Here is a 19,070-nt window from a genome sequence, read left to right on the forward strand (position 1 = left end):
GACGACAGTGCTCACCGGCCGGCGGCTCGGTAATCAGCCTCCCGCTCGAGAACCAAGATCCCCGTCAAGGACACGCTGATCGACTCCCATTAGGCCAGCGGCGTCGAACAGCACCTGGCCGGTGACGGAAGAGCCGGATCCAGCAGCGCCGCCGGACACCTGCTTTCCCCGCAGATCTGAAAGCCGTTGCACGGCAGAAGAATCACGTACGATCACCTGCAGGTAGTTCTCGTATACGCGGGCTACCGCCACAGGTGCGGTTGCCTCGGGGCCGCTGGCGCGGTCTCGCTCGGCAACGTCGGCCAGCGAAAGCCCCATATCGACTTCCCCGGTCCGGAGCAGCGCGATGTTGTCGACACTGCCCTCAGTGGAGACCACGTCGACGGTAATGCTCGGGTAACGGGCTTGGATGCGGTCAGCAAGAATCTCTGCGAACGCCAGATAGAGTCCACCCCGTTGTCCTGCTGCCAGCCGCAAGCGTCCGCTGGGTTCGCTTCGGATGCTGCAGGCGGCGACCAACACCGCTGTCGCGGCGATGAATGCCCGCCGACTCAATTCGCCAGATCTGTTGCGTATCATCATGGTTCACCTGTCACTGGAAGACGGTAACGGACCAGAACGCCACCCTCGGGGGCCTTCTCCACCGAGATCGTCCCACCGTGTCCTGCGGTGATCTCGGCGGCGATCGCCAGTCCGAGGCCGGTCCCGGCGCCATCGTTTTGTGCTCGCCAGAAGCGGGTCGCTGCGTGCGCTAGGTCCTCGTCGGGCAGGCCGGTGCCGTTGTCGCTGACGATCAGCTCGGCAGTCTCGCCGCCCTGCGCGGTCGACACGGTAACCGTGGCGCCCGATCCGGCGTAGCGCAGCGCGTTCTCCAACGCGACATCGAGCAACTGCTCCACATCATGGCGAGCCAGTTGCACCACCGGCCCGCGTTGATTCGAACGGTTGTCCAGTAGCTGGTCTGCACTGTCGAGAATCGGCTGCCAGTACGCCACGCGCTCGGCGATCACATCCGCAAGGTCGGCCGACTCTGCTGCTGTCGTGGCTAGACCGACTTGGCGGCTGCCGCTGACCTGCTCAGCGCGGGCCAGGCGCAACAGCTGTCCCAGCAGGTTTTCAAAACGATCCAGCTCGGCGGACAGCGCGTGGTATGTCGGCCACCCGTCCTCGATCAGGTAATTTTCGAGGGTGTCGGCGCGCAGACGAACCGCCGCAAGGGGATTGCGCAACTGGTGCGACGCGTCGGCGATCAGCCGCCGTTGATGGTCCAGCGATGCCCGCACCACCTGTGCCATCGTGTTGAACGCCGCGGTGAAGTGCCGCACTTCAGGTGGCCCGGCCACATCGGCGGGCGGCCCGGCGATCCCTTCGGTCATCTCGGCGACGGCGCGCTCCAGCCCGTCCAGTGGGCGCAGCACCCACCGGGTAAGTGAGCGTCCGACCACCACGGCCAGCACGAGCAAGAGCAGACAGCCGACCGCCACCCAGAGCCAGCCGACCGCGACGTTGCGCGCTGCGACCTTCGGATCGACCGCCAGCACGACGGCGCCCACGAGTTCCCCATCGCGTCGGACGCCGGTGGTGGCCAGAAGCCGGTCTCGGTGCCAGGGAAGAACGGGATCCCACTGCGACGCAGGTGCGTCGACGAGAGCGTGGATTATCGCTGTCGTGACGCCCGGGTCGGAGACATCGAGTCCTCGTGAGGCCAGGGCGTGCCCGTCGGAGTCGGTGATGAGCAGGCCTTCTCCGTACACCTCGTCGTAGCGGTCGACCAGGCGCTGCAACGGCGTATCTGGACTGGCGGCGGCGTCGGCCAGCGCGGCGAGCTGGCGGTCACGTTCGGCCGCAAGTGCCGCGGTTTTGCGATCGGCCAGACTCAGCGCCAACGGGACTGCGAGTGCCACCACCGCCAGCAGCAAAAGCGCGACGAGGACGGCACGAACACGCAGACCCATGTCAGGCGTCCAGCCGAAAACCGAACCCGCGCACCGTCTGCAGCGGAAGCCCCGTGAGCTTGGCCCTGATCTGCCCGATGAAGAAGTCCAACGACCGCGACCGGCCAACCACCGCGGTTCCCCACACTTCGAGCATCAACTCCTCGCGACTCACCGCCTCGCCTTGTCGGGCGGCCAGCGTGGCAAGGATCTGGTACTCGGTCTTGGTCAGCGGTTGCTGGGTTCCGTCAACCGTCACCTCGTGGCGCTCGCGGTCGATGGTGACGGGACCGGCAACCACCGGACCCGGTGAGACCGAGGGGTCGCCCCCGACGCGGCGCATGCGTCGCATGACGGCCTCGATCCGGGCCAGCAGCACGGCTTTACGGACGGGTTTGACGAGGTAGTCGTCGGCCCCGGCGCGTAAACCCAGCACCACCGCGCCATCGCTGTCTCGGGCGGTCATGATGATCACGGGCACCGCTGACGCCCGCCGCAGCGTGCGCAGCACATCGAGACCGTCCATATCGGGCAGTCCCAAATCCAACAACACCAGATCGCAACCCTTGACTCGATGGAGGGCATCGGAGCCTCGGACGGTGTGGATGACCGACGCGCCGACGTGGCCGAGAAGTTCGGCCAGCGCCGACGCGACCCCCTCGTCATCCTCGACAAGCAGCACCTGCATGGCGCTGATGCTAAGCAGGGTCGGCCATAACCTCATCGACTTTGGCCTGTTCTCGCGTCCCGGGGTCGAGCTCACGGGTTTCGCGCTCCAACTGCGAGCGCCGCGACGATTCGCCCATGAAGACGTAAACCAACAACGAGATCAACGCAGCGCCTGCGACGTAGAAGAAGAACCAGCTCTCGTGACCCATGTTCTTCAAGCCCAACGCGACGTACTCCGTGGTGCCACCGAAGATCGCGACCGTGAGGGCATAGGGCAGGCCGACGCCCAGCGCGCGGATCCGGGCGGGAAACAACTCGGCCTTCACCACGGCATTGATCGACGTATAGCCCGACACGATGAACAGGCCGATCATCATCAGCCCGAACGCGGGCAGCGCGGAGCGTGCGTGCGATACGGCGGTGAGCAGCGGGACGGTGCACAGCGTCGCACCGACCCCGAACGCGATCAGCAGCGGTCGCCGACCGATCCGATCCGACAGCGCTCCGAACGCCGGCTGAACCACCACAAAGATCAGTAGCGCGACGAAGTTGATCCACGTCACCTGCTCTTTCGGCAGGCCGGCCGTGTTGATCATGAACTTCTGCATGTACGTCGTGAACGTGTAGAACGCGATGGTGCCGCCAAGCGTGAGACCGACGACGGTCAGGCACTCCCGCGGATAGGAGAGCAGGACCTTCAGGCTGCCGCGTTCGGCGTCCGCGGCGCTCTCCCGGACGGCGAGTTTGTAGTTCTCCGACTCGTCCATCGTGCGCCGTAGCCACATCACGGTCACGGCGGCCGCCGCTCCGACGACGAACGCGATCCGCCAACCCCAGCCGTGCATCTGCGCAGAGGTGAGGAACTGCTGCAAGATGATCTGCACACCCAGCGCCAGCAGTTGGCCGCTGGTCAGCGTTACGTACTGAAATGAGGAGTAATAGCCGCGCCGGTGCGGGGTGGCGACTTCGCTCAAATACGTTGCAGAGGTGCCGTATTCGCCTCCCAGCGACAGCCCCTGCAGCAGCCGGAGTCCGACCAGCAGGATCGGCGCCAGGGCGCCGATCTGGGCGTACCCCGGCAGGACGGCGATCCCGAGAGAACCGATCCCCATCAGGGACACCGAAAGCGTCAACGCCGCGCGGCGCCCAAATCGGTCGGCGTATCTACCGAACATCCAGCCGCCGAGCGGCCGGACGAGGAAGCCGACCGCGAAAATGCCTGCGGTGTTCAACAATTGCGCGGTCTGATTCCCCGACGGAAAGAACACACTCGCGAAGTAGATGCTGAACGCCGCATAGGCATACCAGTCGTACCACTCGATCAAATTGCCGAGCGAACCCCGAATCACGTTGCCGGCCACCGACCTGGTCGGCGCTTCACCGGCGTGACGCTTCTCTGTCTGCATGATTCTCCATCCCCTTGGTTGGTCTGCAGGTTGTGCTGATCTTGTGGCTGTAGTCACAGCCAGGGAAGCCCTACCGTCGCTTTCGTCGCGATTCCTTGCACAATCCACAGATTCGCGAGGACAGCCGGCGTGGCGTTCCTCCCACTCGTTTGAGTCGACTATCCGGCGGCCGCGGTGCACAGATCCTCGAGGTTCGCGGGATCATCGCCAACAACCGGCTAGTGACCCTCACCGGCGCCGACGGTGCGGGCAAGACACGGCTAGCAATCCAGGTGACCAGCGAGTTCGGCGACGACGTCAGGTATGTCGACCTCGCGCCGATCACCGATCCCGAACGCGTACCGGTCACGGTGGTTGGCGCGTTGGGACTTCTCGACCAGCCTCATCGCTCGGCGATCGACACGATCGTCCGTCATCTCAGTGAGCGCCAGCTGTTGCTGGTGCTCGACAATTGCGAGCATCTGCCTGACGCCTGCGCGGCGCTGATTGTGGCTGTTCTTGACGCATGTCCCGGCGTGACGATGTTGACGACGAGCCGCGTGTTGAAGAAGAGCGAGAGGAACCCGCTATGCATATCGACCCGCCGACCTGGTATCTGAATCAGGAATGTCCATGCTGCGATCAGGGCACCCTGGCGTTCTACACCTGTCCCACATGCGGACTTGTGGTCCTTATTTGTGGCGAGCTCCCCACCGTTTTCGAGATCTCGGACAAGCGCTGCGGTGCAGACCACGGGTGGTTAGGCGGTGAGGGAGCCTGCCCGAAATGCGGTGCGAGCACGTATTCGAGCTTTCGGACATCCAGCTCAAACGAAGTACGCGCACTCGGCTTCCAGTGGCCGCAAGACTACCAGTGAAGGCCATGCGGTGAAATTTCCAATAGCCGGGCGCCCCAAAGGAATACGCTATAGTGTCGTATCACCGGCGTTATCGCGCGGGAGGGGCCGGGTATGCCAGTGTCGGTTCCACAGCGCGAGAACACTCGACCGAATCCCACAGTCGCCGAACGCGACCGAACCAGAGTCAGTCCTCATGGTGTTTCCTTGCACAATCCTTAGATTCGCTGTTAGCCGGACCCGCCAGACAACTCACAGGCCCGTGGCGCGGCTCGCTCCGCTCCGCGGATCGAGGCGCGTCGAGCGCGATTCACAACAGACGAAGGTTCGCCGCTGAGGAACGTGCGATCGGCGGCCGGGCTCGGCTACCGGTCCACCGCTGCAGCGGGTCAGCCAGGTGGGCTGATGCGGCCACGCGGGGTGTCGGCTCACGAAATCTGTGAATCATGCAAGGAAACACCGCGATTCGGGCCGCTTCTATTCCGCGCGCTGTCGCGTCTCGCGCATCATGGCTTCAACCACGGCAAGAAGGGGGCCACCACGATGCAGGCGACACATGTAGGCCACGACCGGTGGATCAGGCCCGGAACGGTGAACGGCGACATCAACATCTTGGCCGAGCCCACCGAGGAGCACCTTGGGCCGAAGGCTGCCTGCCACCAGACAATCCACCGTTTCCACGTCGAGCCCGTTGACGTCGGCGACGCCGGCTTCGTCGATGGCGGCACACTGCTGGAGTGGATCGACGCCGCCGCCTACGCCACCGCCGCGCAGTGGTGTGCCGGTCACTGCGTTGCCGCGTCCGTGGGAAACCTGCACCTCGACCGGCCCATCGGCGTCGGCGAACTCGTCGAACTGCATGCCGACCTCGTCTACACCGGGTGCAGCAGCATGCACATCCTGGTCACCATCTGCTCCAGTGACCCCGGCCGAGCCAAAGCAGTTCAAACTGCGCAGTGCTCAACCGTTTTCGTCGCCGTCGATTCCAGCGGTCACCCTGCCGAAGTCCCCCGGTGGACACCGCTCACGATGCTTGACCTACAGCGACACCGGCAGGCACGCGCGCGGGCACGGATGCGCAGACGCATCGAAGACGCCATGGAAGCCGTGAGCCACACCGACGAGGGCACCGCCCCCCGCACCGCGCTGCGCTTCCGCGCTGCCGCTGTCGACGCCAACAGCGACGGCAACGTCCGTGCCGGCCGAGTCATGCGCTGGATCGACGAAGCGGCCTACGCGTGCGGAGTCGAGTGGACCGGCGGCGAAATCATCACGTCCTACATCGCCGGGATTCGATTCCACCAAACCGTTTTCGTCGGCGACGCCATCGAAGTCACCGCACGAGTCATTCACACGGGACCACGCAGCGTCCATGTCAGCATCGACGTCACCACCGACACGGCGGGCGGCGTGCCCTGCCTCCTCGCACACGCAGTGGTCGTCGTCGTTTCACCCGACAACCATGGTGAAGCGCGACCTATCTCACCCTGGGAACCTGCCTGCGACCAAGACGCCCGACTCGATCAGCACGCCCGGCACCTCATTGAACTACGACAAGACATCGAACCCTTCACAACTGCAACCACATTCACCACCGACACCGAAGCTGACCGAGATCTCGCCTAGCACAGGGGGAACACAATGACCGAGACAGCCGACGTGGACGCGGGCCTACGGCGATCGCGCGAAACAACGGTTCTCGCCCATCTCGAAGCAGAGAACCAGCACGATGTCGCGGCGACACTGGCAACATTCAAACCCGGCGCCGGGCGAACAGAATTACCTGGAGGCGAGATCGCCGATGGCCCTGACGCGGTCGCCGACACGTACCGTGAGCTCTTCACTGCGCTTCCTGACCTGCATTTCGACATCGAGCCGGGCTCGCTGTGTCACCATGGCGATCGCGTGATCAGCGAGACACGTGTGCGCGGAACCCATCGGGGACCTTTTCGCGGCCTGCCGCCGACCGGCCGCCGCGTCGACCTGCCGGTAGTTGCCGTCTTTGAGTTCGACGGCCCCGATCTGGTGTGCGAACACGCCTACTACGACCGCCTCACCTTGTTCATCCAGCTTGGCGTTGCACGCGACCCGAATTCAGTGACCGGTCGTGTCATAACCCTGCTGAACCACCCCTTGACAGTCGGCCGACCGGCAATGCGTGCACGCCGACTCGACAACTCGTAGCGTCCGGTGACAACGGTTGTCGAGATGCCTCGATGATCAGCAATCGGTACGCGGTTGGCCAACGACGGCTTTGGAGGCGACATGTCCTGGTGGAAGGAGCAACGCGGCCCCTCCGCGGCTGGATCTTCGGGCGAGGCGGCCTGGCCGGTCGAGCTCGAGGTCGTGCCCGGCGAGCTGTCCGCGCGGGTGTACATGCACGACATCGAGTCCCAGAGCGGGCCGATCGGGTGCTGGTCGTATGTCAGCCACGGACTGGCCGCGCTGGAGAAGCCCGAGATCGTGTTCACGCTGCGGCGTGATCCGGGCGAGGCGAGCGCCGGTTTTCCGCAGGATCCGCTGCGCCTGTTCGCCACGCTCTACCAGCTCGCAGCCGACGGCCGGCGCGTCGGTCCAGGAGATGTCACCGGTTTCGGTGATCGAAGCTTCTTCGGCCATCATCTGCTCTACGTCGGGGCGCAGCCGCTCGACGGGGTGCCGCTGCCGCCGTCGTGCCTGGCCGCGCTGCTGATCACCGCCGACGAGCTGCGCGCGGTGAGCGAGTTCGGACCCACGCGCGTGCTGGCTCGCATGGGGCAGGCGAGCAACTACTACCCATTTCCGCCGTGGGCCGACCGGGGCCGCCCCGGCCTTTCGCTCGCGCGGACCTTCGAGGAAAGCCTGCTGTCGAAGATTCCGCGCGCCGCGGTCCACGATGTGCGCGCAGGAGTCGAGGGCAACCAGATCATCGTCAGCGCGCTGCGCGGCGCGTGGCCGCCGTGGCAGGACCGGCTGGCGGAGCTAGCCGACGATGTCCCGCTCACGCTGCTGACCGCGCTCGATCCGACCGCCGATGGCTGCCTGGTCTGGGTGCCCGGCCAGAGCGCACCCGAGGCGATCACCCCAACGGGCAGCGATGGCTCGCGGCTGTGCGGGTGCTTTGTCGTGTTCGTTCCCGAGCAGTCCGAGAACGGTGGGCGGATGCACGAGGACGGCTTTGTGGTGGAACTGACCGCTGCGTCGTGGAAGCAACTCCGCAGCGCCCTGATCGAGGGCACGGACGTCTCGATGCCGGCGGCCGGGACCGCGATGTCGTTCGCGCTGACCTGGCGAGATCAGGAGTATGTCAGTCCGGTCGATGGTCGCTCCTACACGGCCGAGGGCGGCTGGGACGCGTATCAGCCGACGACCGAGGGTGCCCTGGCGGCCAGCAGGGTGACGATCAATCAGGTCCGGCTGTTGACGTCGGAGCGCGAGATGGCGGCGCGGACGTCAGTCGACGAGCTGACGGCGTTCTGCCAGGAGGTCGCGCGCTGCGCGCAGCACACGATCGGCGATCGTGCGGACCCGGCCGAGCTGCTGATCCGGCTGCGATGCACATCCGATTGCCACGACGTCGAGCTGGCCAGCCGCGGCGACGTGCCGCAGCCGTTCATGCAGGCGCTCGTCGACGCGGTCCAGCAGATGGCCAGGCTGCCGGTCCAGGACGGCGAGGTGAGCTTCGAGATCGAGCTGACGGTGTCGCATGGCGACTGACGCTTTGTCGCACGACGTGCAACATTTCAGACGGCGCTGCGTCAGCGGGCTGGTTCTATCACCTTGTGGCGTCAGGCATGTCGCGCTGCTTCGTGAACGAGTTGTACGCGCGAGGTCAGGCCGAGTTTGGTGTAGACGGGCGACAAGACCGCGCCTTCGGCCCACGCTTTTTCAAAGTCCTGTTTGCTCAACGCATCTCGCGCGGATGCCACCGCGGCGTCGCAGCCCTAATCGCTCCAGTTCACCGGCACCGCGTCAATCTCGCTCATGCAAGCCAGCCTGCGGTCACCGCGAGCAGCGAACATCGGCACAACCGCGTACAAAGCTGGCACAACCCGTCGTATATACGACCCCGCTCTCGGTAAATCTGCGCGGTTCGGCCGATGGTCGAAAGCCCGCGCCGCCCGATGCTCGATACAACCGACCCCAACGCGGACCAATCAAGATCGGAGGCCGACAATGGCCAAGCTAGGTGAACACGCGGTCGTTCTCGGAGCCAGCATGGGTGGTCTGCTGGCGACGCGGACCCTGGCCGACTTCTACAAGACGGTCACCTTGGTAGAGCGCGACGAATTGCCCGGGATCGCCGCCAATCGGCGCGGGGTGCCCCAGGGGCGCCACAGCCATCTACTGCTCAGTCGGGGCTCCCAGATCTTGGATGAACTCTTCCCCGGGATCCTCGACGACCTCGTCGCCGCGGGAACCCCGACTCTCGGTAGCGACGACGATCTGTCCAAGATGTACATGAGCTATGGCGGACACATATTTCCGCGCTCAGGTCAATTCAACGACATCCAGCTCTTCCTACCGAGCAGACCATTGTTGGAGTCCCACGTTCGGCGACGGCTGCGAGCCGTTGCGAACGTTGCAATCCTGCAGAACCACGATGTCGTCGAACCGACGTCGACCCCGACGCGCGACCGCATCACCGGTGCAGTCGTGCGGGCGCGCGCCGACGGAAACGAACGGGTGTTGCACGCGGATCTGGTCGTGGATGCGATGGGCCGGGGAGCACACACACCGGCGTTTCTCGAGGGCCTCGGCTGTGGCCGTCCGGTCGAAGACCATCTTGACGTGCGGTTGGCGTACTCCAGTGGGCTGCTGCGGCTTCCGCCCGGGACGCTCAACGAAACGATGGTGGTCATCGGTCCCGTCCCCGGACGCCCCACCGGGATGGTGCTATTCAAAAACGAGAACGACACCGCGACATTCACCGTTTTCGGAATGATGGGCCGCAAACCGGGCGACGAGCTCGCTTCGATGCTCACATTCGCTGAAGAGTTCGCCCCCGCGCATGTGCTGGCGGCGATACGCGACAGCGAACCGCTCGGTGAGGTAGCCCGCTACCGCATGCCGTCAAGTCAGTGGCGGCGCTACGACAAGATGCGGCGGTTCCCGGCCGGTCTGCTGGTCCTGGGCGACGCGATCTGCAGCTTCAATCCCATTTACGGCCAGGGAATGACGGTGGCGGCACTCGAAACGCTGGCACTGCAACGGTGTTTACGCCGCGGCACCGACGGCCTGGCGCGACGCTATTTCCGCGCCACCGCCAAAGTCGTCGGCGTCGCCTGGCGGTTGGCCACCGGCGCGGACCTCAGCCTGCCCGAACTCGAGGGACCCCGGCCACTGCCGGTCCGTATCGCCAACACGTACGTGGATCGAGTGCTGGCCGCCGCTGAGTCCGACACCGCGGTGGCCGAACAATTCGCAAAGGTGATTGGCTTCCTGGACCCACCGACACGCCTGTTTCACCCCGCACTCATCGCCCGCGTCGCCACCATCAACCTCCGCCGGCAGCGAAGCGATCACACAAGCATGCAAAGCGCAGCTATGGCGTTGCAGTGATGATTGGCAAGCGGCACCAGCAAGTCCCGGAATTCGGGCCGCAAGACGAAACCCGTAGCAACGGCCACCTGAAGCAGAGACAGGCACCGAACTAGTCTGTAGGCGCCGCGACTGATGCGGCGCGAGCTGATTTTCTTGGACTTGCTGAGCGGAGCACCATTCTCATGAACGCTGTTGCGGCGCTTCATAACGCTGCTCGACGATATTGCCTCGATCAGATCGCCCACTGGCAGCAGGCCTACGCAGAGTTGAGTGCCGCCGGTAAGGACCAAACCAGCGAGCCCAGCGGTGGTGGCTCCGACACCGAGAAAGCCTACGGCCTGTTTCCCCGCTATCACGTGCTCCAAGCGATCCTGTCAGAGGTAGAACGGTCCGTCCCAACGGATTTCGACTCTATCGACACCGCCCGGATGTGGCTGGCTAGGGCCGCAGAGACCGCCCAGAACCCCTTCACCGTAAATCCTAACCACCCCACCGAGGAACGGGCGATGGCCGAGGAGCGCGACGCGTTCGTGCACTTCGTGGACCACTCTGACGAAGACGATTGGTGGCGAAGCCCACCACTGCCGTATCGGCGTGTCCTGCAAAACGAGGAAGCCGACGCACACTACCAAGACTTCTGCAAACGATGGGGCCAATGGTATGGCGCCAACGATCAGCGACACGAAGACCAGTGCCTCACCCTGCACACAGACTGGGTTGATGTCCAGCCCGGACACGAACAAGCCATCCAATCCATGCTTTCCCCGCGCGTCACCAGGCTCATCGAGATCCGCGAGTACGGCGACAGCTACGAGCTAGACCTACAAGCTGTGTCCTTTTCCTACGACGGCGCTGAAGGATACTGGTTCGTCGACGACCTCGACTGGATGATTTACGCCTCGCACGAGTCTTCAATCACCTTCGGCGGCGACTGGCTCATCCAAGCCGTACGGAACTCCACCCCCGACATCGGAAAATACGTCTATCTCGGCTGGGAGCGTCCCCCCAGCAAAATGTAGCGACTTGACGACAAACCAGACAGTCGGTCACCAAAGTGGGCCCATGTTAGGTATCCAGCCGAAAACCGAAGCCGCGCACCGTCTGCAGCGGCAGGCCGGCGAGCTTGGCCCGAAGCTGGCCGATGAAGAAGTCCAACGACCGGGACCGGCCGACCACGGGGGTGCCCCACACCTCGAACATGAGTTCTTCGCGACTGACCGCTTCACCCGGCCGTGCGGCCAGGGTGGCGAGGATCTGGAACTCGGTTCGGGTGAGAGTCTGCGGGGCTCCCGCCACGGTGACTTCCCGGCGCTCGCGGTCGATGGTGACCGGCCCCGCAACCACCGGGCCGGCTGGGGTAGGGGCGATGCCACCGGCGACACGACGCACGCGTCGCATGACGGCGTCAATGCGCGCGAGCAGCACCGCTTTTCGGACGGGCTTGATCAGGTAGTCGTCGGCGCCGGCCCGCAGGCCTAGCACCACCGCGCCGTCGCTGTCTCGGCCGGTCATGATGATCACCGGCACCGCCGATGCGCGCCGCAGAGTGCGCAGCACGTCCAGGCCGTCGATGTCGGGCAGTCCTAAGTCCAGCAAGACGAGATCGCAGCCCTTGACGCGATGCAGCGCGTCGGCGCCGCGGCCGACTTGGATGACCGACGCGCCGGCGTGGCCGAGAAGTTCGGCCAGCGCCGACGCGATCCCCTCGTCATCCTCCACAAGCAGCACCTGCATGGCGCTGATGCGTGAACCGGTGCTGACATACCGGTACAACCCATCGCCGCCGACAAGGCCGAGACCCTTCGCAGAAATTGTCTCCATAATCGTGTCGCTACTTCGTTCGGTGAGGGACGCCGGTGAGCGCGAGCGCGGCGGCACGCCGAGGCGCGTCGCAGGGCATCGGGCGACGCGCGCGCCTTCGACCGTTCTGGGCGGCCACGACGTCGTCCTGGGCAACGTTTTCGCGGGGAAAGTTGGTCAGGAGCCCGGCATGAATGACACTCGGGGCGTCGGTGTGGACCGTGTCGACGCTCATGGGTAGGCCTCCTCGGGTCTTCATGAGTCGACTATCTGTTCTCGGGTACCGAAGACCATCGGCCAGAACGCGCATATCCGCGGGTCGTGGGGTCGTATGTGTGCCTATCCGCCGACGTGAGACGCCATCGAATCCCTCGACAAGAGCGGCCGACCAGCCGTGATCGACACAAAAACCCCGTGCGCCGCGGAGTCGGATTGTGCGACAGCCCCGTCCGGGCTGCCGCCGCTATGCTCCGGCGGGCGGGATGTTGTGGTTGAAGCGGAAGAGGTTGTGCGGGTCGTAGCGCCGCTTCGCCTGCCGCAGCCGCTCGAAGTTCGCCACTCCATAGGCCGCGCGCACGCGTTCGATTGGTTCATCCGGAGCCCCGTAGTTGAGGTAGCCACCGCCGCTCGACGAGCGCGTCTCGAGCGTGGCGGCCGCGCGCCGCGCCCAGGCGATGTGGGCGGCGTCCGTGGCCGCGTCCTCCCACGTGGCCAGTGCGCTTACGTTGAAGGACTCCTTCCTGCGGCTGAACGCGGTGGCTTCGGGGGGCACGCGTAGCGCGGCGCCGTGCATCTGCTCGATTAGCACGAAGTCCCAGCCATCCTGCGGGTGAGCGAGGTAGTGGTCGACGATTTCGTCGATCAGGTTGTCGGGCAACGAGTCGACGAAGTGGCTCTTCCAGTAGTGGCGTAGCCCGAACGGCAGGTCGCCCGACATCACCTGGATCTGTAGGTAGCTCGTCAGGCCGAGGCCGTCGCGGAGTACCGGCAGGGTGTGCCGCAGCGGGCGGACGGCTCCCTCGGCGGCCTCGGCGTCGCCGGCGAAACAGACCGTGATGAACGCGGCTCCCTCGGGCACCGTCTCATGATCTAAGTAACACATCAGGGTTAGTTCGTCGGGCGCCGATGCCATCACGTCACGGAACAGCCGGACCGCGTCGCGCATGTGCGGCCGCGCGTAGGTAACGATCCCGCCCCAGACGGCGGGCAGCGGGTGCACTGCGAATTCGAATTCGGTCACGACGCCGAAGTTGCCCCCGCCGCCGCGCAGCGCCCAGAATAGCTCGGGCTCAGCCGTTTCCGAGGCAGTCACCACGCTGCCGTCGGCGAGTGCGACTTGGGCCGAGACGAGGTTGTCCAGAGTCAGCCCGTGCAGGCCCATCAGGTGGCCGAAACCTCCGCCAAGGGTCAGGCCCGCGACACCCGTCGTGTCATAGGTGCCGCCGGGCATCGCCAGCCGATGTGCGGCGCTGAGCGCGTCGACACTGCGCCACGTCGCTCCACCGCCCGCTCTGAGGCGCAGCGACTCGGGATCGACCTCTACACCGCCCAGCAGCCGCAGATCGATCACGAGACCGTCGTCGCAGACCGAGTGGCCGGCCACGCTGTGGCCGCCGCCGCGGATCGCCGCCGGGAGACCCTCGTTCTGCGCCCAGGCGACCGCCGCGGCGACGTCGTCGCTGTCGGCACAGCACGCGATCACAACAGGGTGGCGATCGGTCATCCCGTTGAACGTCGTGCGCGCGACGTCATAGGCAGGGTGGTCGCGGACCAGCACGGGGCCACGCAGCGCACGCTGCAGCCGTTCCATCGGCGGCGACATCCCCCTCATCGGCCCACCCTACGATGCCGAGTTCGCGCGCGCCCGCTGGTGTTGTACGAGTGCCCAATGCCTCCGATCAAGTGAGGAGATTTACTCGGTTTCCCGGCCAGACGACGAGAGGTTGAACATGCCGGTGTATCCGTGTGGGACTTCGAGGCTGGCAATGAAACACGCGGCTGGATCTTCCCGGACGTGCCCGCGCCAATGGCACAACTCACCCACATCAACCGCCTGCCGAACACCTGCGCTCACAACACTGTTCGGCATCGCCACACCCTGAGATTGCCTTGTGACGCGTCAGCCACTCGTTCATCAGATCGACCGCCTCGTTGAAGGGACGGTCCCAATAGCCCATCACCAGTCCGTCTGCTTTCGTCCCGTCGCGGTCACGTGGGGGCCCGCTCATGATCCGCCACAGCCGGTTGGCGAGCGTACGACGGCGTCCGGGCGGCGTGTAGCGAAAGCCGACGAGAAGTGCCGGGTCTCCGGCATCGCCGTCCTTGACGGCCGCGGCAAATGTCTTCGCTGGCGCCACGATGGCGTCCTCGGGGTTCGCCGATGTTGCGACAAGCATGAACTTGTCGATCTCGTGCCATTCGTAGCGGCGAGGTTTTCTTAGTCTGTCGTTGACCGCGAACCCGCTGCGCGACAATCGAAGCCACCAGTCCCCGCGGGCGCTCCTGCCGCCTAGAACAGCGACTCGGACGGTGAAGTAACCAAGCACCAGGGGTCCGGGAGTCAAGACAACGAGGAGGACGGCGACAAGGGGCCACATCGCCGAAGGATCCTCAAGAGCCGAAGGATCCCCAAGAGATGGGATCACTCCGAAGCCTGCGAACATGAGAAGTTGATTCACCGCGAGGAATGGCAACCATCCAAAAATGACGGTGAACATGCCGAGCAAGATGGTCGCGAAGATCCAGCCAAATCGCCTTTGCGCAGCCGGGTAGGACACCACCAGCTCCTGTTCCCCGCTGGCGTCTCGGCTGAACAGTGTGGTCACCGTATGGCCCCCTTTACCTGTGGTGTGTCCATGATCGCCGGGACCGTGGCCGACACGGAATAGGGCCAATCATTAGCACGGAATTCCTTTCGCAATTCACAGATTCACGTGCGTTAGGTCATCGTCACGATCAGACCCCGGAGCAGTCGGTTACGGTGGCGCGCCTGTCGAATATCCGGCCTGCGCAATGGTGTTTAGCGGTCGGATCGTCGAGGATAGGTCGAGAGACTGCAGTTCGACCAGCTGCACTCTCGTGGGCTGACCTCCGATGCGCTCCCGCTATTGGAGGTCGCCCCCAAGTTCCGATCAATCAGTGCTGTTGGTTCCAGAAGCCGATGAATGCGGCACCCCACCAACAGATCTGGGAGAGTAGGCCCGAGGCGGCGCCCCACGCGCCGTCCAACCGGCTTATCCGCCATTGGGAGGTGGCCGCGATACGCCTGCTCAGGAAGCGCACCTGCAGTCCGTTGACGGTCAGCACCAGCACCAACGCGAGCTTGATGATTGTGATCGTTGAGTTCAGATCAGGCTTCAGCAGAAGACCGCTAAAGACAAGGCCCACGAGGCCCAGCCAGATAAGCGGTTGCAGACGTTCGGCGCTGGCGCCGACTTCACGGAGGCTACACCTGCGGGCCAGCCACAGTATTGCGTGATAGTCGGCGACCAACACCGCACCGAGTCCCACTACCAGGCTGCTCAGGTGAACAAAAAGCACCGCCATGCGCACCACGGGATCGATCTGCACGTGAAGCGAAACCCACAATCCCGCGGCGAGCACCATCGACGCCGCGATGGCGGCACCACCGGTTATCAGGCGCGCATCGACCGGAACTCTGTCCCTCGACGGGCAGCCTAGCTCGCCCGAATCGCAGCCCTCAGCCAAATCCACCGCCACACACCGCTTTCCTTCGGAATCCAGATCGACCGCGTATCCCGACACCTCACGCGCACGTATGCGCTTGCTCCAGATCTTCACGGGACTCCTCCTCTTGCCTCGGGTTCAGCCATGATCTGAGTGACGCGGCAGGGCGGGAAAGCGGAATCGGTCATATCGTGGTGTTTCCTTGCACAATCCAGAGATTCGGCTATGGCCCGTCCCCGCAAGGGGCGGTTTCTCGTTTCGCGAGCCCCGTAGATGCTGTCCCGATGGGGCAATGGTTGCGTGCGGAACTTGACGGCTAACCTCACGCGGTGGATCCCATATCGGTCGCTACTTCACCAGGGCAGCAGCACTAGTGTGCCGCGAGTTCCTCGCGTACCTCGGCGATCGCCGAGGCGAAGCGATCGCGCTCATCGGCGCGCGGCGCGACGATCCGCAACGCGTCGGGGTGCACACCGTGGGCGACACTGAGCACGCGCACGCCGATGCGGTGACGCGCAAACACCGCCGCGACGTCCTCGGAGCGGGTACAGAACGCGTACTGGAAGTGGACGTTGGTGTTGCATCGCGGATCCAGACCCTCGACGTCGGAGAGCATCTGGGCCAGCCACGCGCTGTCGGCGTGCATCCATGCCCGCGAGTGTGTGGACCAGTGAAAGTCGCGTACCGCGGCGCACGCGGCATGGACGTCGACACCGGACAGACCCCAGTTCTCCTGCTTGCCGAAGAGCCGTTTGAGTCTCTCGTGATCGGCACACCAGGCAATTCCCGCTCGCATCGCGGCGATGCCGTAGAACTTCGACGTCGAGCGCAGCACAACGAGATTGGGAACATCACAACCCAGCGTCGACCATCTGATCGGCTCCGCGGTGAAGTTGACGTAGGACTCGTCGACAACCAGCGTCGCGGCGGGGTGAGCATCGGCCGCGGCGACCAGAAGCTTGGGATCAACGACCGTGCCGGTCGGATTGTGCGGATTGGAGATGATGACCAACCCACCCTGGTCGAGTGCCGCGTCGACCTGTTCCACCGAGGGAATCTGCTCACCGGCCAGACTGAACCCGCGGCCGGGAAAGGCCTTGAGGTAATCGGTGTAGGCAGGCAGCGGCACGTGAACATCGGCGGGGTCGAGCTCGCGGCCCATGGCCCAGATGAACTCGCTGGCTCCGCGGCCGGCGATCATCGCGCCGTCTCGTATGCCGGTCGCCCACCGGTACAGGTCGACGAGGCGCTCTGCAGCGTCGTAGGGGTGCAACAGGATATCGGCGGGGGAGATGGAGTGCAGCGCGCCGATCGCCGCCGGCGCCGGGCCGTAACGGTTTACGCACGTGCTCAAGTCCATGTCGACGCCGCGGCTGGGGTCTCCGCCTTGGGCTCCGAAGCCGGCCTCATCGATTCGGACCTGATCGCATGCGGGTGGCCGGTCCTTGACGCGACCGTCCAAGCGACCGCACGCCGCGGTGGTAGGCGATGCGAGGGTCGTTGGCAGATCCGCGGCGCGCGCGAGTATTTCGCGTTGGCGACGCATCTCGATCGCCCGGTACGGCAGCGCATATCGTTGTGTGGCAGGGAAGTACGGCATTCAAATCATCTACTTGTTCGTATGTTCGTGAGACAGACCGATACGTGATGGGAGAGTGAACACGGCACCTACGATTCCGCGACGCTTCAGCCGCTCACCGTGAGCAACGCGGATGCGACGATTACCCCGGCCATGACGAGGCCGCCGGATACGACGGGGTCGCCGGGTAAGACGAGGTGTCGTAGTTCTGGAAGCCGTCCTCGTCGATGACGGCTGGCGGCGATACCTGCAGTCCGTCGGCTACGGCGGTACCGGCACTGGTAAACATGCCGAAGCTACCTACTCCGATCACTACAGCTGCGGCAAATCTGAACTTATTCATTGTGTGGCCTTCCGTGTGTTCTGTCTGTGATCTGCACTGTGAACCAGGTCCGTTCCCTTTGGCGTTGACGACATTTCGTTGCCTGCTTCCGAGGTGGGTATCGCTGGTCACGAGTTGACTATGCGGTGGTGGGAACGCGAGATCGTCGGTCAGAACGCGTAGATTCGCGGGACCAGGGGGGCGTACGCCCGAGAGCAGGGGTCGTACAAAGGGGGAGGGCTGTCGTGGAAGCCGCGATCGTCGAGCGGCTCAACCCAGCGGGCGGATGGGTGTTGTTGTGGTGATCGGCGTGGTCGCCGCGTCAGGGATTGAAGAACATTTTCTTGAGGCGCAGGCCCAGCCAGGGGCGGCGGCCCCACGACAGAATCCCGCCGCTCAGTAGCGCCCGGCCGAGCGACATCCGCCCGTAGACGACAAGCAGGAGAGTCACCGGATCCGCGGAGATCACGCAATCGACCGGCCCGCCGACGGCACGCACCTCCGCGGTGCCGTCCGCGACGCTGATGACGTAGCGTGGGCCGTCGCTGCGCAACCGGACCTCGTATGTCAACGACGTGCCGCGGGCCGCCTCGGGCCGCACCGCCAGCGGCAACATCTGCGGGCACACCGTGCCAACGATGAGCTTCGCGTGCTCGGCCGAGATCGGCCACGCCCGGCCTGTCCCGGTGGCGATGTCGTACCCGTGCACGGTGAGTTCGCCTAGCGCCAGGGCGGTGAGGCAGTCCGGGGTGCGAGTGCGGGCCGCGCCGTACCACGGCGTCTCACATTCCATCTGCGGATCGGCCGCCGCAGCGATCTCCAGAAACCGTTGCGCCCCAGCGGTTATCAGCTCTGCGAGTTGTCCGGCGTCGGTATGGTCAACCATCGCGATTGTGGCGGCATTGGTGGCCGCCAATCTGGTGTGGAAGTTCGCGTGCAGGTATTCGTTTGGGGTCAGCGCTTGCGCCTGTCCGGTGATCGCCGTGCTGAATGCGGTGAGCACGGTGGACACATGGGCGGCGGTCTCGGCGACCGTCCAGCTGGTGCCCGCCGCGAGGCGCCCGATGTCGTCGGTCTCCCTCAGCAGCGCGGTGAACGGCCGAACTGCCACCCAGATCGCGGACCGGGCCGCATCCCGGTCCAGGGCAACGACAGGCACTGATCGATGCGATTCTGGCTGCGCGGCAGGCGAATCGGGAGTGTGGCGCGCGGCGTGGCTGGTCATGATGGCCTCCTCGAGTCGGTACGAGTCGAGGATCCGATGTCGGCAGCGCCGGATCGTCAGTCCGGACGCGTAAATCGGCATGGTGCGGTG

At 64.9% G+C, this 19,070-nt stretch carries 17 protein-coding genes and 1 pseudogene; 6 read left to right on the forward strand and 12 right to left on the reverse strand.

Annotation, left to right across the window (positions count from 1 at the left end):
• Nucleotides 1–33 precede the first annotated feature (33 nt).
• Genes HNP02_RS40795 through HNP02_RS40810 form a run of 4 tightly spaced genes read right to left on the reverse strand, consistent with a single transcriptional unit; the run spans nt 34 to nt 4,009 of the window.
• Nucleotides 34–582 (reverse strand): TAXI family TRAP transporter solute-binding subunit, encoded by a 549-nt coding sequence (locus HNP02_RS40795; RefSeq protein WP_255507515.1) that lies wholly within the window; start codon nt 580–582, stop codon nt 34–36.
• On the reverse strand, nt 579–1,955 hold the full coding sequence (locus HNP02_RS40800) for a HAMP domain-containing sensor histidine kinase (RefSeq protein ID WP_184446506.1): 1,377 nt from the start codon (nt 1,953–1,955) through the stop codon (nt 579–581). The genes HNP02_RS40795 and HNP02_RS40800 overlap by 4 nt, the downstream gene beginning before the upstream one ends.
• Nucleotide 1,956: 1 nt before the next feature.
• On the reverse strand, nt 1,957–2,622 hold the full coding sequence (locus tag HNP02_RS40805; RefSeq protein ID WP_184446507.1) for a response regulator transcription factor: 666 nt from the start codon (nt 2,620–2,622) through the stop codon (nt 1,957–1,959).
• 10 nt (nt 2,623–2,632) lie between these two features.
• Nucleotides 2,633–4,009 (reverse strand): MFS transporter, encoded by a 1,377-nt coding sequence (locus HNP02_RS40810; protein ID WP_184446508.1) that lies wholly within the window; start codon nt 4,007–4,009, stop codon nt 2,633–2,635.
• Nucleotides 4,010–4,149: 140 nt separating this feature from the next.
• On the opposite strand from HNP02_RS40810, the pseudogene HNP02_RS40815 reads away from it, so the two are divergent.
• The 6 genes and pseudogenes from HNP02_RS40815 to HNP02_RS40840 all read left to right on the forward strand — a co-directional run.
• Nucleotides 4,150–4,548: pseudogene (locus HNP02_RS40815) on the forward strand (AAA family ATPase); the annotation flags it as partial.
• A gap of 839 nt (nt 4,549–5,387) precedes the next feature.
• The gene (locus HNP02_RS40820; protein ID WP_184446510.1) at nt 5,388–6,470 is read left to right on the forward strand and encodes an acyl-CoA thioesterase; all 1,083 of its coding nucleotides are present in this window, start codon (nt 5,388–5,390) and stop codon (nt 6,468–6,470) included.
• Nucleotides 6,471–6,485: 15 nt separating this feature from the next.
• Nucleotides 6,486–7,028 carry an ester cyclase gene (locus HNP02_RS40825; protein ID WP_184446511.1) on the forward strand — a complete coding sequence of 181 codons (543 nt, stop codon included), beginning with the start codon at nt 6,486–6,488 and terminating at the stop codon, nt 7,026–7,028.
• An 81-nt stretch (nt 7,029–7,109) separates the two neighbouring features.
• On the forward strand, nt 7,110–8,540 hold the full coding sequence (locus tag HNP02_RS40830; RefSeq protein ID WP_184446512.1) for a hypothetical protein: 1,431 nt from the start codon (nt 7,110–7,112) through the stop codon (nt 8,538–8,540).
• 459 nt (nt 8,541–8,999) lie between these two features.
• The gene (locus tag HNP02_RS40835) at nt 9,000–10,385 is read left to right on the forward strand and encodes an NAD(P)/FAD-dependent oxidoreductase (RefSeq protein ID WP_184446513.1); all 1,386 of its coding nucleotides are present in this window, start codon (nt 9,000–9,002) and stop codon (nt 10,383–10,385) included.
• 164 nt (nt 10,386–10,549) lie between these two features.
• The gene (locus tag HNP02_RS40840) at nt 10,550–11,386 is read left to right on the forward strand and encodes a hypothetical protein (RefSeq protein ID WP_184446514.1); all 837 of its coding nucleotides are present in this window, start codon (nt 10,550–10,552) and stop codon (nt 11,384–11,386) included.
• A gap of 46 nt (nt 11,387–11,432) precedes the next feature.
• Here the strand turns inward: HNP02_RS40840 and HNP02_RS40845 are convergent, their stop codons facing one another.
• The 8 genes from HNP02_RS40845 to HNP02_RS40880 form a co-directional block, all read right to left on the reverse strand.
• A complete protein-coding gene (locus HNP02_RS40845; protein WP_184446566.1) occupies nt 11,433–12,101 on the reverse strand; it encodes a response regulator transcription factor in 669 nt (222 codons plus the stop codon).
• A 97-nt stretch (nt 12,102–12,198) separates the two neighbouring features.
• Nucleotides 12,199–12,402 carry a hypothetical protein gene (locus HNP02_RS40850; RefSeq protein WP_184446515.1) on the reverse strand — a complete coding sequence of 68 codons (204 nt, stop codon included), beginning with the start codon at nt 12,400–12,402 and terminating at the stop codon, nt 12,199–12,201.
• Nucleotides 12,403–12,630: 228 nt separating this feature from the next.
• A complete protein-coding gene (locus HNP02_RS40855; protein WP_184446516.1) occupies nt 12,631–13,998 on the reverse strand; it encodes an FAD-binding oxidoreductase in 1,368 nt (455 codons plus the stop codon).
• 214 nt (nt 13,999–14,212) lie between these two features.
• Nucleotides 14,213–14,992 (reverse strand): hypothetical protein, encoded by a 780-nt coding sequence (locus tag HNP02_RS40860; protein WP_184446517.1) that lies wholly within the window; start codon nt 14,990–14,992, stop codon nt 14,213–14,215.
• Nucleotides 14,993–15,302: 310 nt separating this feature from the next.
• A complete protein-coding gene (locus HNP02_RS40865; protein ID WP_255507516.1) occupies nt 15,303–15,968 on the reverse strand; it encodes a hypothetical protein in 666 nt (221 codons plus the stop codon).
• A 256-nt stretch (nt 15,969–16,224) separates the two neighbouring features.
• Entirely contained in the window at nt 16,225–17,454 is a 1,230-nt protein-coding gene (locus HNP02_RS40870; RefSeq protein ID WP_184446518.1) for an aminotransferase class I/II-fold pyridoxal phosphate-dependent enzyme, read from the reverse strand.
• A 121-nt stretch (nt 17,455–17,575) separates the two neighbouring features.
• Complete coding sequence (locus HNP02_RS40875) at nt 17,576–17,722, reverse strand: hypothetical protein (protein ID WP_184446519.1); 147 nt, start codon at nt 17,720–17,722, stop codon at nt 17,576–17,578.
• 355 nt (nt 17,723–18,077) lie between these two features.
• Nucleotides 18,078–18,980 carry a maleylpyruvate isomerase N-terminal domain-containing protein gene (locus tag HNP02_RS40880; protein WP_221318599.1) on the reverse strand — a complete coding sequence of 301 codons (903 nt, stop codon included), beginning with the start codon at nt 18,978–18,980 and terminating at the stop codon, nt 18,078–18,080.
• Between the last annotated feature and the right edge of the window lie 90 nt (nt 18,981–19,070).

The organism is Mycobacterium sp. AZCC_0083 (assembly GCF_014202335.1).
Lineage (GTDB): Bacteria > Actinomycetota > Actinomycetes > Mycobacteriales > Mycobacteriaceae > Mycobacterium.